The 17,108-nt window shown below is 57.5% G+C and carries 15 protein-coding genes; 4 read left to right on the top strand and 11 right to left on the bottom strand.

The features are described 5' to 3' along the window. The first annotated feature begins 129 nt into the window (after positions 1–129). A complete protein-coding gene (locus tag ACM6IN_RS07710) occupies positions 130–762 on the top strand; it encodes a winged helix-turn-helix domain-containing protein (RefSeq protein ID WP_414915702.1) in 633 nt (210 codons plus the stop codon). A gap of 391 nt (positions 763–1,153) precedes the next feature. After that, the gene (locus tag ACM6IN_RS07705; protein WP_007950006.1) at positions 1,154–2,548 is read left to right on the top strand and encodes an undecaprenyl-phosphate glucose phosphotransferase; all 1,395 of its coding nucleotides are present in this window, start codon (positions 1,154–1,156) and stop codon (positions 2,546–2,548) included. A gap of 631 nt (positions 2,549–3,179) precedes the next feature. Here ACM6IN_RS07705 and ACM6IN_RS07700 read toward each other — a convergent pair. The 6 genes from ACM6IN_RS07700 to galE all read right to left on the bottom strand — a co-directional run bounded on the left by ACM6IN_RS07700 (position 3,180) and on the right by galE (position 9,379). Beyond that, a complete protein-coding gene (locus ACM6IN_RS07700; protein ID WP_414915701.1) occupies positions 3,180–5,258 on the bottom strand; it encodes a YjbH domain-containing protein in 2,079 nt (692 codons plus the stop codon). Beyond that, positions 5,255–6,013 carry a capsule biosynthesis GfcC family protein gene (locus ACM6IN_RS07695; protein WP_414915700.1) on the bottom strand — a complete coding sequence of 253 codons (759 nt, stop codon included), beginning with the start codon at positions 6,011–6,013 and terminating at the stop codon, positions 5,255–5,257. The genes ACM6IN_RS07700 and ACM6IN_RS07695 overlap by 4 nt, the downstream gene beginning before the upstream one ends. After that, positions 6,013–6,678: a YjbF family lipoprotein gene (locus ACM6IN_RS07690; RefSeq protein ID WP_095050493.1), complete on the bottom strand. Its 666-nt coding sequence runs from the start codon at positions 6,676–6,678 to the stop codon at positions 6,013–6,015. Before ACM6IN_RS07690 ends, ACM6IN_RS07695 begins: the two co-directional genes overlap by 1 nt. Before the next feature lie 11 nt (positions 6,679–6,689). Beyond that, on the bottom strand, positions 6,690–7,751 hold the full coding sequence (locus ACM6IN_RS07685; RefSeq protein WP_042705001.1) for a polysaccharide biosynthesis/export family protein: 1,062 nt from the start codon (positions 7,749–7,751) through the stop codon (positions 6,690–6,692). A 144-nt stretch (positions 7,752–7,895) separates the two neighbouring features. Beyond that, a complete protein-coding gene (locus ACM6IN_RS07680; protein WP_007910552.1) occupies positions 7,896–8,132 on the bottom strand; it encodes a hypothetical protein in 237 nt (78 codons plus the stop codon). Positions 8,133–8,362: 230 nt separating this feature from the next. Further along, entirely contained in the window at positions 8,363–9,379 is a 1,017-nt protein-coding gene (galE, locus tag ACM6IN_RS07675; RefSeq protein WP_414915699.1) for a UDP-glucose 4-epimerase GalE, read from the bottom strand. Between the two features lie 392 nt (positions 9,380–9,771). Between galE and galU the strand changes: the two genes are divergently transcribed. Together galU and ACM6IN_RS07665 are read left to right on the top strand one after the other, a co-directional pair. Beyond that, entirely contained in the window at positions 9,772–10,605 is an 834-nt protein-coding gene (galU, locus tag ACM6IN_RS07670) for a UTP--glucose-1-phosphate uridylyltransferase GalU (protein ID WP_007910549.1), read from the top strand. Positions 10,606–10,634: 29 nt separating this feature from the next. After that, complete coding sequence (locus ACM6IN_RS07665) at positions 10,635–11,039, top strand: mannose-1-phosphate guanylyltransferase (protein ID WP_414915698.1); 405 nt, start codon at positions 10,635–10,637, stop codon at positions 11,037–11,039. Between the two features lie 142 nt (positions 11,040–11,181). On the opposite strand, the gene ACM6IN_RS07660 is transcribed toward ACM6IN_RS07665, so the two are convergent. The 5 genes from ACM6IN_RS07660 to ACM6IN_RS07640 all read right to left on the bottom strand — a co-directional run bounded on the left by ACM6IN_RS07660 (position 11,182) and on the right by ACM6IN_RS07640 (position 17,102). Then, entirely contained in the window at positions 11,182–12,312 is a 1,131-nt protein-coding gene (locus ACM6IN_RS07660) for an SGNH/GDSL hydrolase family protein (protein ID WP_123377043.1), read from the bottom strand. Between the two features lie 292 nt (positions 12,313–12,604). Next, entirely contained in the window at positions 12,605–13,654 is a 1,050-nt protein-coding gene (locus ACM6IN_RS07655; RefSeq protein WP_414915697.1) for an acyltransferase family protein, read from the bottom strand. Positions 13,655–13,666: 12 nt separating this feature from the next. After that, the gene (locus ACM6IN_RS07650) at positions 13,667–14,770 is read right to left on the bottom strand and encodes a hypothetical protein (RefSeq protein ID WP_007910541.1); all 1,104 of its coding nucleotides are present in this window, start codon (positions 14,768–14,770) and stop codon (positions 13,667–13,669) included. Beyond that, positions 14,761–15,993 carry a polysaccharide biosynthesis C-terminal domain-containing protein gene (locus ACM6IN_RS07645; RefSeq protein WP_123377045.1) on the bottom strand — a complete coding sequence of 411 codons (1,233 nt, stop codon included), beginning with the start codon at positions 15,991–15,993 and terminating at the stop codon, positions 14,761–14,763. Before ACM6IN_RS07645 ends, ACM6IN_RS07650 begins: the two co-directional genes overlap by 10 nt. After that, positions 15,990–17,102 carry a polysaccharide pyruvyl transferase family protein gene (locus tag ACM6IN_RS07640; protein ID WP_095114315.1) on the bottom strand — a complete coding sequence of 371 codons (1,113 nt, stop codon included), beginning with the start codon at positions 17,100–17,102 and terminating at the stop codon, positions 15,990–15,992. Before ACM6IN_RS07640 ends, ACM6IN_RS07645 begins: the two co-directional genes overlap by 4 nt. Between the last annotated feature and the right edge of the window lie 6 nt (positions 17,103–17,108).

The following is a 17,108-nucleotide window of genomic DNA, read 5'->3' as shown; positions in this document are numbered from 1 at the left end:
AGATCGAGTGGAATTTATCGAGGGCCAATCTTGGGCCCAGACCCTGCCTATCGATTACTTCCGAGGAAGTCATTGCTCGCCTGCCGATTTATCTTTTAGCCAATTTTGGTATGTATTCAGGAGAGAGACATGGAAACTAGTACAACCCTCCCAAGGAAATATTTTGTTGTCGTGACTCACAGTACAACGTCGCAACGCGAACTGGAGAGCATGCTGTCCAGTGAACGTTTCAATTCGTTTGAAGGGGTTGATTCGCCCTCTTCCGCTCCAATGGTGATGGAGTTCACATATCCAGGCATCAGTCGCAAAAACGCCCCGCGCAGTATCGAACATGATACTCAGCGAATATTGGCCACGCTCGAGTCCGAATGGCGCGCAGCGCAATCGGCTAATCCTTTCCAGAATGTCCCGGCCATTACCGGGGAAACCCGCAACATGCCACCTGCCGTTGAAGGTGATATGCCCGGCAATGAAACCTGGCATCTCGACCCTGATCAGGGTGCACTGGTCAAAGAAGGTGTCGAAATCAGCCTGACTGGCCTGGAAACAGCACTGGTCAGGAAAATGCTCACCCATGAAGAGCGTGTTGTCAGTCGTGACGAGCTGATTCTCAGCATCGGCCGGGAGCCGGAACAATATCGCGGCCTGGAGATGTGCCTGAGTCGCCTGCAAGACAAGTTCAAAAGCGCCAGTCATGGCGAACGACTGTTTCGTGCCGTCAGAAACCGCGGTTATTGCCTGATACAGGAAATCGTCGCGTAACCTCGCAAGACCTCCACGAACAGAACAAACAGAAAAAAGTGCGATTACAAAAACAACAAGAGCACTCTGTTTGATTTCATCTTCCTCCTTGATTTGAACACTCCCTGCCTCCACCCTCCAACAGTAACAAATACAACATCATTTATTCACCCCCTCCTCTGCGACCTTTTCTAACACTCTTATATTTAATTATTAAAAAGTTGGCACTGTGCCATCTTGTTAGAACTCGTCAGACACCATTCCCGGCAATAACTTAGTCTATTGACTGACGACAGTTCGGCATATCGATGTTGTTACCTCAGGACACTCGTTAGAACAAAAACAATAAGTCTGCATAACAACTCGGTTTTCAACTGTTGAAACCTGAATGGACGTCTTTTGGGGATACCGTATGGATCTTTCTCTAAGTATCAATCGAAGCACAGGCCTCAAGGGACTGACCTTTTGGGGCCAATGGGCGCTGGCACAGGGCTTTGTGGTGACGCTGTTGTTCATACTCGCTGAGCAGCACACCGGGACGGTCGCGTTTTACTACCGGATGTGTGCAACGCTGGCGGTACTGGCGTCGGTGCCGGCTTATACGTTTAGCGGTGTGTATCGCAAGCGTGACAATTACCTCACCGGTCTCGGTCGACTGTTTATGGGTTGGTCGATGACCATGGCGGCGCTGGCGTGCATCGCCTTTGTCTGCCAGGCCGATGAGCTGTTTTCACGACAGGTGATTCTGAGCTGGGCGGTGTATGGCTTCCTTGGTCAGGCGTTTCTGTACGCTCCGCTGCATGCGTTTTCCAAGTACTACCAACGTTCGCGTAAAAGCGAACACAAGACGCTGATCGTCGGCACCGGCGAACTGGCGTTGGGTCTGGCGAAGAAGCTCAGCCAACTGGAAAACCTGCCTTTGGTAGGTTTGGTCAGCAATGGTGATGTGTCTGCGCTGGGTTCGGATGCACCGCGCGTGGTTGGCGATCAGGAGCAACTGCTGGAGCTGATCGAGGCGCATGACATTCGCCGCTTGTATATCACCCTGCCGCTGTGTGAAGCCGCGAAAATCGAGGCGATTTATGGTGACTTGCTAGGAGCCAACGTTGATGTGGTGTGGGTGCCGGACTTGAACAGTCTGACCCTGCTCAATCACTCGGTGAAAGTCGTGGACGGTCTGCCGGCGATCTACTTGAACGAGAGCCCGTTGACCAGCCGCCCTACTGCTGCTTTGAGCAAGAGCCTGGTCGAGAAAACCGTGGCGTTTCTGGCGATCATCGCGCTGAGTCCGATCCTGCTGATCATTGCGTTGGCGGTGAAGATCAACTCGCCCGGCCCGGTGTTTTTCAAGCAGGATCGTCATGGCTGGAACGGCAAGGTGATCAAGGTGTGGAAGTTCCGCTCGATGCGTGTTCACGATGACCGTGATGTGAAGCAGGCCAGCCGTAATGACTCGCGCATTACCGCAGTCGGTCGCTTCATCCGCCGCACTTCGCTGGATGAGTTGCCGCAACTGTTCAACGTGCTGCAAGGGCACATGGCTCTGGTCGGCCCACGCCCGCACGCCGTCGCGCACAACAACTACTACTCGGGGAAAATCCTCGCGTACATGGCGCGTCACCGGATTAAACCGGGGATCACCGGCCTGGCCCAGATCAGCGGCTGCCGCGGTGAGACGGACACCATCGACAAGATGCAGAAGCGTGTCGAGATTGACCTGCAGTACATCAACAGTTGGTCGTTGTGGCTGGACCTGAAGATCCTGGTGAAGACACCGTTTACGTTGCTGTCGAAGGATATTTACTGAGGTTTGAAGCTGTATACCGCAAGGGGACGAAAGTCCCCTTTTTTGTGTCTGGGATTTGGGGATGGAATCGGATCTTGGATGGATGCAAAAACTGTGGGAGCTGGCTTGCCAGCGATGGCGGTGGGTCAGCCAATAACAATATTGAATGTGCCGACCTCATCGCTGGCAAGCCAGCTCCCACAGGGATTCGGGATTGGCTCGGGATTTGTGGCGTGACAAATAACCAATGTAGGAGTGAGCCTGCTCGCGATGGCGGTGGGTCAGGCATCAGGGATGTCGGCTGGTCGAACGCTATCGCGAGCAGGCTCACTCCTACAGGGGATTTTTGGCTGGTTCGGGATTTGTGGCGTGACAAATAACCAATGTAGGCCTTCGCCTGCTCGCGATGGCGGTGGGTCAGGCAACAGGGATGTCGACTGTACGGACGCTATCGCGAGCAGGCGAAGGCCTACAGGGGATTTGTGGTTGGCTCAGGCCTTGTGGCTAGACACATAACCTGTGGGAGCTGCGGTGCGACGATTCGACTTGCCAGCGATGGCGGTGGGTCAGCCAATATCAATCTTGAATGTGCCGACCTCATCGCTGGCAAGCCAGCTCCCACAGGTTTCAGAGGTGTTTCGGATATCTGCGCTTACTCGGTAATCTTCTCGAAATTCCGATAGAACATATCCCCTTCCCGGCTATCGGTCATCGAGTGCAATTGGTAGCCGCGATTCAGTCGCGCACCACCGTCACGGGTCAGTGGGGCCCAGACCAGGTTGGCGCGGCGCATGGTCGACATGCTCATCATTTCGTCGAACGGGATCGACAGGTAGATGCCTTTGTCGAAACTACCTTCGCCATACTCCGCGCTGCCCGCCGTGGTGATCGTCGCCCACGCACCGAAACGCACGCCGTTGAAAAACTCGCGCGAGATGTCCAGCGTGCCGCCCCAGTCTCCGGCCAGATAACGCCCGACGCTCACCGCCGCCAGCGTATCGAACGGCAGATCGGTATACGCCGTGACATGCCCGGTCACTACCGAGTAATCGCGCAGCGCAAAGCCTTGATCGAAATCACGCTGCCGCACCCAGTTCAGATCCGCGGCCACCGACCAGCGCTCACCGGTCGGGCGGAACAACACCTCACCGCCGACACCGGCAAACATCGACTCCAGATAACCGCCATACACCATGCCGTACCAGTCTTTATCCAGCTGCTCGGCATGGCTGACCTGGAACAACGGCATGGTCGTGTTGGATGTGGTCAGATACTGGCGCAAATCCGTGCGCACACGCGGCAAGCCGCTCGGCGCGTCGTAGGTGAATTTGTCGAAGTTGTTGGCCAGGTTGGCACTGAGCAAGCCGCTCCACCAGGTGTTGCGATTGAAGCGGTATTCGGCGTCGGCATCGGCGCTCAATTGATAGAGCAAGCCATCCGGACCGCCAACGTTCTGCTTGAAGCCCAATCCCACGCCATAACTGAAATGCTGCGGCGCTTCGGTGTAGAGAGTTTTCTCGTTGTGCGGCATCGCCGGGTTGATCTCGGTGGTGCGGTGCAACGACTGCAAAGGCTCCTCGTTGTTGATCACTTCGCGGAAGGTCTGGCGCGGCACGCTGGTTTCTTCCAGCGGCAAGTCATAGCGCTTGTTGACCACGGTGAACCAGTCGATGTCGTCGTTGACGCTGTTGTCGAGAATCCGGCTCGCCCGCCCGACAGCCTTGGACGAATGGAAGTAACGCTGCTGCTCGCCATACACAATCAGTTCGGAATCACGCTGGGCAATGCGCTCGACCTTGTAGCCGGCGTTCTGCTGCAAACGCTGCGAGACGTTGGCCCAGTTGACCTGATCCATCGCCGTGGTCGGTGCCTTCGCCGGCAGCGGTTCCGGGGTCGGATCGTAAGTCTTCGCCGGTGCCTTGCGGCTGACGAAATTAGTGTGGAAGGTCACGCCGAACATCGCCGTGTTGCCGCGCTCCCACGCCGCGCTGACATCGACCGAATCAGTCACCTTGAACACTGCGCCAAGGTTGATCGGCGAGTCCTGTTTGATCTCGTTGTCCTTCGGCTCGTGCTTGTAGTCGTTGCCTTCGAATTCGAGTTTCAGGCTGAGGCGATCCCACGGCGTCTGATAGCTCACACCACCGAAGAACGACGGTCGACCGCGAAAGTACGAACCCGAGTTGACGTCACCGGTGCCCTCCAGGGCCGGTCGGGTATCGAAGCGATCGCTGACGTAGCCCAACGGGTTGTCGATATCGCCGCGATTACCCAGGTAACCCCAGGCAATCCCGGCGCTGAAATCGAAATTGTCGTAACGCTTGTTGGCGACGAAAAATTCACTGGAGAACAAACCGGTACCGCCGATGTCTCGAAAGCCCAGGGCCACGTCGGGCAACCAGTGACTTTCCTGCCACAGCCGGACTTTGACGTCGACCGCCTTGTCCTTATAGCTTTGACTACCGCTGAGGGCCTCCGAGCCGTACGGCCGGTTGGTGATCGCGGTGTAGCGAAACGAGCCTTCGAGCCAGTCCAGCGGCTGCAACGACACGCTGTAGCGACTGTACGGATCGGTGCGGTTGGCGTTGACGCTCAACTCGCCGGCCGGGGCCATGCGCGCGGTCGGCGTCTGCAACAGACCGGTGCCACCGAAGTCATTCTGGGTAATGCGCGGCTCTGCATGAGCCAAACCACACGGCAATAACAACACAGCTGCAAAACGTAACTTCAACGAACCACCTCGGCCAGCTGCGTGGCAATAAATTCAGCCAACTGCTGATTCAGCTCAGGGATAGGCGGATCAAGATCATCATTTTTCAACGGCACCAGAATCTTGCTGCCGGCCACCGGAAACTGCCCGGACTCGCGATTCCAGTGGGCAATGCCGACGCGCCGCGACACGCCGTTGGGCTGGATCAGCCACAGGTAATCGGCTTCGGCATCGTTCAGGATCGAACAGCCCTGCAAATACTCACGGGCCTCCTGCAACGGCTGATACGGCAAGTGGCACGGCTCGGCGACGGCACCGAGCACTTGCACTTCGTCGACACGCTTCGGATAGATCAGACGATCGCCGTCATCGAGGCGAATGTTGCGCGCGAAGCCGACTTCCAGCGCCACCGGATCGAGATCGGCAATCTGCCGTCCGGTCACCGGCATCCGCCGCACTTCTTCGGCAATACGCTGCGCCAGCGCCGCCCGACTCGGCAGATCGAACAGCATCGACATGCGCTGCAGCACATCCAGATCAAACAACACGCCGACCTTCAGCCGCGTTTGCTCCTCGATCAGCGACTGACGCAGCAACCCGCCCGCCAGCCAATAACCTTCGGCATTCGGCACGGCTTCGCTGATCACATCGAGCAAGCGCCCGCCGGCTGGTAACGCGACCGGCCCGGGATTGGCGACATCGCCCGACACCGTGACGGCCGCCTGACTCACACTCGCGACCAGCAACAAGCTCGCCGATAACATTTTCAGGCGCATCACGGCAGGTGCCTGCGATCAGGGGTCAGTTGCACAACCTTGACGCGTAACTGCGAGGTCAGTTGCTGCTCGCTCTGCAAAATGAAACCGTCACGCGGATCGACCCAGTAACGATTGGTCGCGCTCAGGCCGATGGCCGGGGCATCAATCTGCTCATCGACACGCAGCACGGTGTATTCCTTGTCGAGAATCTGCAGGGTCTGTTCCGAGCGACGGGAGAAGCGGCTGTTGACGATCACCCCGACTTCCTGGCCCTTGTAGAGATCGATCCAGCGCCGCGTGGTGAAACCGTCGGCGACGTGATGCAGACCTTGTTTGAACGGTGAGTCATCGGCCAGCCGCGTGCCATCGAGATCGCCTTCCAGACCCAGACCAATGCTGCGCACGGCGAGGCCATTGCGCAGCAGCAGAACCTGTTTGCCCGAGGCGACCCAGAACTGCAGGTCTTCGCGCTCGCGCACCAGCGCCAGCACCCCGGAGCCGGACGGCGTGGTCAGTTTCAGTTGCGGGTAGTTGACCCCGGCCACTTCAGCTGCCGACACGTCGACTTCATCCGGGCCGACGACTGCCGCTTTAAGGTTGTTCAACGAAGCGCTCATCAACGGGTTACAGCCGCACAGCAATGAGGCCGCCATCAGGCACAGGCCAACTTTCAAAATGTTCAAAGTCGGCGACCTTATTTGCTGTTGTTACTGTATTCGCTCCAGTTCTTCGCAGCGGAAGCACCGGTGCCGACAATCGATGCCGACGGCACCAACTGACTGATCAAACGGTTCCAGCGAGTCACGTTGGCAGGCCCGACATACACCACGTCCTGCGGGCGGACTTCGAAGTGCGAAGCGAGCGCCATGGCAGTCGGCGATTCAGCTTCCAACTGGTAGATCTTCGCCGGCTCGACATCGAGGTTTTCCACGCCACGAATGACGTACACCGCGTTGCCATTGGAGGTGGTCTGGCTCAAGCCGCCGACCGAACCGAGCACATCGGTGAGGTTCATCGTCGCGGTCTTGAAACTCAACGCGCGCGGCTGGTTGACCTCGCCCATCACGTAGATGCGCTTGTTGTCGTTGTACGGCAGATACAGCTGATCGCCGCCCTTGAGGAAGACGTTCTGCAACTCGGAATCCTGCTGATTGAGCGAGTCGAGGTTGAGCGGATACGTGCGGCCGTTGCGGGTCAGCAACAGCCCGGACAAATCGGCATTGTTGGTATCGATGCCGGCCGAACCGAGGGCTTCGACCACGCTCAGCGGATTGGTCGAAATCGCTTGCGGGCCGGCCTTGGCCACCGCGCCAGTGACCACGACTTTCTGGCTGGCAAAACGCAACACCGCGACATCCACCTGCGGCTCGGCAATGAATGCCGACAGCCGCTGTTCAATGTCCGAGCGCAGTTGCTGGATGGTCCGGCCGGTGGCCTGGACTTCCTTGATGAACGGGTAATAGAGCGTGCCATCGGAGCGCACCAGACGGCCGTTGGCATCGATCTGTTGTTGCGCGCCGGACGGGGCCGTCAGCTCGGGGTGATCCCACACGGTGATGTACAGGACATCGTTGTTGCCGATGCGGTATTCGGCCGGGGTCGCCAACAACTCCGGCGGCAGCGACTCACGCTTTTGCGTGGCACGGTTCATGGCGATCAGCTTGGGCGTGATCGGAATCAGCTCGACCCGGCTGCTTTCGCTGGCGCCCTGGCGGGTGATGCTGCCGGTGCTGAGGTATTGACCGGGGGAAAACATGCAACCTTGCAAAGCGAGACTTGCCAACATTAAAAGATAAACACTACGAGTCATAATGGCACTACGCTATTCAAGGGCGAATCCAAAAACAAAGTCACCCGACTTGCGTCGGGCGACCTTGTACTGCACTAACAGAACTTCCTGTTAGTTATGCGTGCCGGTGGTACCGGTGGTACCCGTCGTACCGGTGGTACCGCCGTTGGCACTGCCACCGCTGTTAGACGCCGCTACAGCACTGGCAACCATTGCAGTACTGGCTGCGGGCGCTTGAGAAGCCGCCACGTTGCCACCTACATTGGTTACCGCTGTCAGCGGTGCTTCAGCGGCGGCAGCCCAGTTGCTCAACATCGTCAACAGGGCAACTGCCATCACTTTTTTCATATCAACTCCTTTCTAACATTCGACCTGTTAAAAAACCGGCCTGAGTTAGCGGTGGTGAGTTCAAGTCCGCAAAAAGCGCGAACATGATCCGTCGTTCTTTCACAGTCTTACCCAACTGATAAAAGTCGAACGGCAGGTTTATATCTACGGACTTGCAAAAGGCATTGCCAGTGTAATTTCCCGACGTTATCTAACAACCTGACTGAAAATAACATTGAGTTAAATGGCCATCATCGCAAGTAGCCTTTGGGATGGTTCGATTGCCAGCGCCAAGTGTCAGTGACCATATCCTGCAAGTTGCGCGTGGCTTTCCAGCCAAGTTCCTTCGCAGCCTTGGAGGCGTCGGCCCAACTCTCGGCGATATCCCCGGAACGGCGCGGCATCATCCGGTAAGGCACCGGTTGCCCGCAGGCCTGTTCAAACGCTTGGAGCACTTGCAGCACGCTGTAGCCATCGCCCGTGCCAAGGTTCCAGGTATGAATGCCGGTGCGTCCGGAGATCGACTGCAACGCCTTCAAGTGACCGTCCGCCAGATCGACGACGTGGATGTAATCGCGCACGCCAGTACCGTCGACAGTCGGGTAATCGTTGCCGAAGATCGACAACTCTTGCAGGCTGCCGACCGCCACCTGACTGATGTACGGCACCAGATTATTCGGGATGCCGTTGGGGTCTTCGCCCATATGGCCGCTGGCGTGGGCGCCGATCGGGTTGAAGTAGCGCAGCAAAGCAATGCTCCAGCGCGGCTCGGCCAGGCTCAGGTCACGCAGCACGTTCTCGACGATCAGCTTGGACTGGCCGTAAGGATTGGTCGGATTACCAGTGGGGAAATCCTCGCGGATCGGCATCTGCTCAGGCTCGCCATACACCGTGGCCGACGAGCTGAACACCAGCCGAAACACCCCCGCTGCCGCCATTGCCTGGCACAGATTAATGCTACCGCTGACGTTGGTCTCGTAGTACTCGAGCGGTTTGCGCACGCTTTCGCCGACCGCTTTCAGACCGGCAAAATGCAGCACCGCGTCGATGTTGTGCTCACGGAAAATCCGGTCGAGCAGTGCCCGGTCACAGACATCGCCGCGGATCATCCAGGCACTCTTGCCGCAAATGCCCTCAACCGCGTGCAACGATGCTTCGCTGCTGTTACAAAGGTTATCCAGTACGACAACTTCATAACCTGCTTCAAGTAGAGCAAGTGTGGTGTGCGAGCCGATATAGCCGGCGCCACCCGTTACCAGAATCTTCATAGCGCGATCCGTCTTTGAATGAGTGACAAGTAGCGTGTCAAGCCTGATTCATTGAAGATGTGTCACAATCCACACAAACAAGGCGACAACAACCGAAAACAAAACTAGTTCAATGACTGGCAATAAATATTTTTGCAGGTCACACTGTATTGCCCGCTACTTATTAGCACTCCCTGTGCACTCATCACTATCAACAGATACCGACTAAAAATAACTAACAACGCACTTACCGACATCTCATAACATTGTCGTGTTTTACCGTCACGAGCATTTGCCATTAATAACCTGACTCAGGTATTAAAGTAAGCCTTCAATCCAACATTGAAACTTGTACGCCCTTTATTAGTGCGCGCATCTGTCGCCTGTGTTCCATGACTGTCCAGGATACTTTTATGATTCGTAAATGTTTGTTCCCCGCTGCCGGCTACGGCACGCGTTTCTTGCCGGCCACCAAAGCCATGCCTAAAGAGATGCTGCCAATCGTCAACAAGCCGTTGATCGAATACGCCGTTGAAGAAGCACGGGACGCCGGCCTGCAACACATGGCCATCGTCACCGGTCGCGGCAAGCGTGCGCTGGAAGACCATTTCGACATCAGCTACGAACTCGAACACCAGATCCGCGGCACCGAGAAAGAGAAATTCCTCGCCGGCACCCGTGAGCTGATCGACACCTGCACCTTCTCCTACACCCGTCAGGTGGAAATGAAGGGCCTCGGTCACGCGATTCTCAGCGGTCGTCCGCTGATCGGCGACGAACCCTTTGCCGTGGTGTTGGCCGATGACCTGTGCCTGAACCTCGAAGGTGACGGAGTACTCACGCAGATGATTGAGCTGTACAAGAAATTCCGCTGCTCGATCGTCGCCATCCAGGAAGTCCCGGCCGACCAGACTCACAAGTACGGCGTGATTGCCGGCGAACTGATGTCCGACGGCATCTATCGGGTCAACAACATGGTGGAAAAACCGGCCCCGCAAGATGCACCGTCGAACCTGGCGATCATCGGTCGCTACATCCTCACTCCGGACATCTTCGACCTGATCGCCGACACCCAACCGGGCAAGGGCGGCGAAATCCAGATCACCGACGCGCTGATGAAGCAAGCGCAGAACGGCTGCGTGCTGGCCTACAAGTTCAAAGGCCTGCGCTTTGACTGCGGTGACGCCGAGGGCTACTTGCAGGCGACCAATTTCTGCTACGAAAACGTCTATCTCAAGGGCCGCTGAGACGGCTCCCTTCACTCAACGAGGCCACCATGAACATTGCACAACATTCCGTAGAGATTGAACGCGAGGTGGGTAACCTCGGGGTGATGAGCTGGCTGTCACGCCATCAGCCGTTGCCCAGCGCCAACGAGTCCTGGCTGGGCACGATTCTGCTGGTGGAGCGGATTGGCGTGTTTCCCGCGTCCGGGGACATTCGCCGGCCGCTACGCGATCCCTATCCGCTGCTCGCGCATTTGAAAAAGCTGTACGGCGAGCAGGCGCTGGAGATGGATGACAGTGATGGGCTGAAGGTGATCTTCAGCGACTGGCGCTTTCGCGTGCGGATTTGCTGTAACGACCCGGCGATCATCATCAACGTGGAAACCCGTTGTGATACACGGTTGATGCCACAGAAGATTGCGGAGTTGCTCGAGCAGGTCGACGCCTTCGAATAACTCCCCTCACCTGATCATTCCCACGCTCTGCGTGGGAATGCATCCAGTGACGCTCTGCGTCACCCAGCGAAGGGACGCGGAGCGTCCCGGGCGGCATTCCCACGCGGAGCGTGGGAACGATCACCGCTCTGAGGTTTGCGTGTCATTTAGGGGCGGCGTCGCAACGATCCTTGGCGCCCATGATCCAGCCATAAAAGTAATCGGCAATCACTTTCCCGCCTGTGGCCGGCAGTGGATGAATCTTGTCCGGGCCAATCATCGCCGCCGCGTAGCGTTTAACGTCCGGCCCGAACGCGCATTGCAGGTTGGCATACCCCAGATGCTGCTCGCGCGCCCACGGTTCAAGCACCTGCGCATACGCTGACATCGGGTAAGCACTGGAGCGCGTGGTGTCCTGACGCATGATCAGGTTGATGCTCGCCTGCGGTTGAATCTCGCGCAGCATGCCCACCAGCCCCTGAACGTTCTGCAAATACTGCGCTGGCTTCACGCCAAACCCCTGATCGTTACCGCCGAGCATGATCAGGTAAACATCAGCGGGGATCTTCGACACGGCAGCTTTCCACTGCACCTGCCATTGCGGATCCTTGTGATAGAAATCTGCAGACGCTGCGCCCGATGCCGCCAGCTTCGAGACACGAACGCCGTTCTGATCGTTGCTCATCCACAGGCCGAACAACGTCGGTGCGCCCTTCACCACTTCCAGTTTGAAGGACCAGTCTTTCGCTGCAGACAGGCCTGCCAATGGCACTTCCTGAACCCCCGCACCTGTCAGCGTCATGGGCTGCCAATCTTCTGAAGGTGACCAGCGGTAACGGATCTCGGAGGATTCGCCTGTGCCCAGGTAAAGCAATTTCGCCTGAGTAACCGCCGTATCGATGCGCGGCGTCGGGTTGGCATCCACTTGCAGCCAAGCGCCGGGCCGGCCTGTTACCGTGCGACTGTCCGGACTCGCCTGGCCCAGGTCTGAAACCTTCCAGTCGCCGCCAAAGTACTTGTCACTGCTGCGGGTGTATTTGAAATGCGTGCCGCCCAGCGCGGCACCGTGGTTGAAACCGACGTAACCCGGCCCGGCAAAACCGACCTCCCCGGCCACGCGTTGCACCAGTTTGTTCAGGTAGAAATCCTGCCCGGCAGTGTAGCTGTCACCGATTACCGAGACTGACAACACCTTGCCGGCCTTGCCTTCACGCCACTGGGCAAAACGCTCGCGGGCATCGCCCACCTGAACCACCGACGCTGCGACGGGTTGCGCATCATCTACTGCCACCATGCAAAATTTCCTTCAGTCTGGAATGGCCCACTGGATGCTTGGGTGTACAGAGATCAACTGTAGGAGTGAGCCTGCTCGCGATTGCGGTCCATCCAATACAAATGCATTGACTGACACAACGCTATCGCGAGCAGGCGAAGGCCTACATTTAACGCGATCATCCTCTAAATCTGTGTACACCGAGAAAACCTGTGGGAGCTGGCTTGCCAGCGATAGCGGTGGGTCAGGCAACAAATTTGTATCTGACCCGACCCTATCGCTGGCAAGCCAGCTCCCACAGGGATGGTGTGACTTACAGGGATGATTGGGTCTGCACCACCGGGGTGGCAGGCACCAAGGGTTTCTTCTTCGCCGCCCGCTCCCCAAGAAACAACACCGAAGTGAAATTGAACCGGCTGAAAATCATCGACAACACCACCGGCCCGAGCAAGCCACAACTCAAGCCGCCGAGCACCAGCAGGCTTTCATCCTTCACCCCCAACCGTCCCAGTACAAACCGTGACGTTGCCGCAAACAGCACATGAAACAGGAAGATCGCATAGGAATAACCACCGAGCCAGGTCAGCGCCTTCGAGCGCATATCACTCGACAGCAAGGCGATGCACGACACGCAACCGACAGTCAGACCGATCAAACTGCGACGATCAACAATCAACTCGCGATCAATCGCCGCCACATACAACAGCGTCAACGAGATCAGTACAAACACCAGCGGCCCGATCACCTTGAAGCGCTGTTTCAGCGCGTCGACATTCTCCTGGCCAATCATCCCCGCGACAAAAAACGGCAGCAGATAAATCGCGCCGTTAATTCCGAACGCATCGAACTTGAACGGCGGCAGCAGAAACAACAGCGCCGCAAACGCAAACAGCCCATACAAGCGCGTCGCCGAACGCAACATCCCGCGCCACTCCAGCAGCCCGACGAACATGAAAATGATGAACACCGCCTGCAGGAACCAGAAGTGGTTGATCGGCACCCAGAACGACAACAACGCGTCGATCACCCCGACATCCTTGTTCACCCCCGGCCCCACCGCTTGCAACACCGAGAACGGTACACCGACGCAAAACAGCGGCACGATCAAGCGGCGCACCTTGCCGCTGAAGAACGCGGAAAAGTCATTGCCGCGAATTTTGTAGATCGAATAGATGTACCCGGAAATAAACGTGAACAGCGGCATACGCACGTACACCATCGAATCGGCGATCACCCGGAACGGCGAGCCGATATCGATCTTCAGCCCGCCGCCCAGCGGTCCGATGACGTGATAGAGCACCAGCAACAGGCACGCCAGCCCGCGCAGGGTTTCAATCTCCAGGGACTTTTTCTTGCTCGACATAAAGCACCTGCCTCAATTCAGAATTCGTGATTCAACCTGCACCGGTTTGTTCGCCCGCAGCATCAAGCCCAGGCCCACGAACAACACCGGCACCACCATCGAGAAGTGCCGGGCGAAGGAGCCGAAGTCCGGCTCGAACAGGCCTTGCACCAGCAGAAACGCCAGCGGGATCGCGATCAGTTCCTTGGGTTTGGTCTGGATCGGCGCGCCTTTGTAATCAGTCGAGGTGATGACTTTGAACAGCAGCAACGCGGTCATGATCATCAGTGCGACGAAGATCACCTGGCCTGGCCCGGACAGCAAAATCAGCTCCACCGGAAACGACAAGCGAAAGAAGATGATCATCGAGTCCAGCGCCTGCGAAACGAAGTCGCTGCCGCTGAGCCACGACACGATCAACGATTTCGAGCCCTCCTCGCCCGCCGTGCGCAACTCGTTGTTACTGGCGCGAATCGATGACACCGGAAAGCCCAGGGCGATCTGGATCGACATCGCCACAGCGAGGTAGAACAGGAACAACATCAGGAAGAAGGTCGTGCGCGACACGTACTTTTTCATCACGCAGACGCCGACCCACGACAGCGAAAACAGAATCCAGTAAGGCCGGATCAGCACGCCGTAGATCACTGCCGAGAGAAAAAAACCGCCGCGATATTTGCGCGTCAGCGAGCTGAGCAGAATGCTCAACACCGCCACCGACACAATGATTTCCTTGGTCAGGTTCTCCAGGAAAAACGAGCGCACAATCCCCCACAGACACAAGGTGCCGAAGATCGCCAACGGCATGCGCCGAAACACCACCACCGGAATCGCCGTGAGGAAAAAATTACAGAACATGCCGTAGGCCCAGGCATTGGTCAGGTTGATCCCGGTGGGCCGTAGCAGGAATGCCGAACACTCGTAGGACGAGCGATCCGGCGAGAACGGGTTCCAGAAGTTGCAGTTGTCGGCACGCGCGTAAGACGACCACAAGGTCATCGCATCAGGACCCGGATCACGCGGGATCAGCAGCGGCATGGCCACTGACAGAAACAGCCCGGTGAAGAGGATCAGGAACGACACATACGAATCGAGTCGCTTGCCACGAAACTCGATGCACGGCAGCTTCAGGCCCATGACAATGCGGCCTTTTTCGCCTGGGTCGCACGGGTCAGCACAGCAATCACCACAAGCTGCACGATGATCGCGAAGACATTGCCCCACGCCGCGCCGTAAATCGAATAATGCTTGATCAGCAGATAGCTGACCGGCACTGACACCAGCAGGCAAATCGCCGCACTGGCCAGCGACACCCGACTGTTTTTCGAGGCAATCAAACCGCCCCAGACAATGTCGCCAATCGCCCGTAAGGCGAAGGAAAAAATCAGCACGCCAAGAATGCCGTTATCCGGGCGCGGCACGCTGGTAGCGACGTAATCGAGAACCACGTTGAAAAACACATAGATCGCCACCGCCACCGCCGCCGACACCACCAGCGAGCGCATGACCCACTTGTTGATGAACAGTTGCTTGACCGTGAACGGCTGTTGATCCGCCTGAAAACGCTTGGCCAACAGCGGAATCCCGACCACCGCCACCACCGCGTAAGACAACGCCTGCAAGGTGTTCGCCGCCGACCACGCGTACACGTATTGACCCAGTTTGGCGTACGGTTCGAGGTCGGCGATCAGAAACCGCTCGGCGTACTGACTCAAGGCGATCAACCCGGTGCCGAGGTAAAACGGTAATCCCGCTTTCCACACGGCGGCGGTGGCCAGTGTCCCGGCTTCTCGGCCGTGATGAACGTTCACCACGATCAAGTATCCGGCGATGATCACCAGTACGTTGGCGGCGACCCACAGCCACAACACGCTGGCGATTCCCGAGACCCAACCGAGCATCATCCCGCCTACCGCCAACACCGCCCACAGGCCGGTCTTGATGAAAAACAGCAGCGCGCCGGCCGTGGCTTTCTGCGCGGAAAACACGAACGAGTTGATCTCGAACGACAGGTGCTCAGTGAGCAACACCAAGGTCACGCAGAGAATCAGCGTGGCGGTCGCTTCGACTGTCTGGAACAGCGAATAAATCAACACCGTTACCACTGACAGCACCAGCCCCACTGCCAGATACAGCAGCAGGACTTTGTCGACCACGCGGCGCGAACTGCCGCCGACGCTGATCAAGCGATTGATCTCGGAACTGAAACCGACGCTGTAGAACTTCGACGCAATCAGCGACGCCGCGACCACCACACCGTAAAAGCCCAGCGCCTCATAACCGAGGTAATGGGTGATCGCCAACACCAGCAAAAACTTCGCGCCTAACGCTCCGCCGCGAAGCAGCAGCCGAAATATCATCGAACGACACCCTTGATGATGTCGTCCATGGCCACGGTTTTCGCTTCGATTTCACGGCAGGTGTCAGTCAGGCGCTTGCCGAAATCCGACAGTGCATTCGGCGCGTAAACCGTGTTGATGATGGTGTCGACATTGATGTCGCCGCCGTTGATTACCCAATCTTCCACGCCCATGTCCTGATAGGCGCCGAAGCCTTTGCGTTCATAGCTGATGTGGTACGCCGGCACCCCGGAGAGCAGCGATTCGATGGCGCCGTGCAGACGCACGGAAATCACCAGGTCCGGTTGATACTTGGCAATCGTCGCCTTCAACGACAACAAGTCTTCGCTGATGCCCAGTTCGCGATAGAACGCACCGTCATCGTTACCGCGTACCGCGCTCTGTACGGCGCAAACCACTTTGCTTTTGTTCTTCAAACGCTGCAGCAGCAACTTCAGATTGGCCACGTAAGCGACTTTCTTTTCCTTGCTCCACTCCGGCGGCTTGCGCAGTACCACGCACACGGTGGCTGGCGAAGACGCGCAGCGGGTGAATTTTGCTTGCTGGAGGATTTTGCTCGCCAACGACTGCACAGCCAGATCCGGTGCGCGGTAGACGTTGGCGCAGGCATCGAAAATCGCCGAAGAGCGATTGTCGCGGACGAACACCGCATCAGCACTGGCGTAGTGCTCGACGATCTTGCTGCTCTCACCGTGGAACGGGCCAATGCTTTGCGGCAGGTACACCGACGGCACTTTGCTGAGGATCGCGGTTTCCAGTTGTTTGGCGTGGCCGAGTTTCAGCTTGATGTGTTCGAAAGCACTTTTCGAGCGCATGTAGCCGCCGCCGACACCGACGATCAGGTCGGTTTTCTTCAACAGATCCGCCAGCCCGGCGTAGGACTGATTAAGGAACACCGCTTGCTTGACCCGGCCCAAACCTTTGGCCGCCATCACCGGCGCGTCGAAACGCGGGTGCGGCAAGTAGCTGAAAGAGTCCGGATCGGAGGCCACGACACTGATCGCGGTGTCTTCACCAAAGTTGCGCTGCACCAGCGCGATGGCCAGATCGACGAGCAGACCGTCACCGGAGTTGGACGCACTGTAGCCATGCAAAATCGTTACGTTCATATGCTT

It is taken from the genome of Pseudomonas sp. IT-P395 (assembly GCF_949767675.1).
Classification (GTDB): domain Bacteria; phylum Pseudomonadota; class Gammaproteobacteria; order Pseudomonadales; family Pseudomonadaceae; genus Aquipseudomonas.
This window is presented reverse-complemented; position numbering and strand designations above follow the sequence as displayed.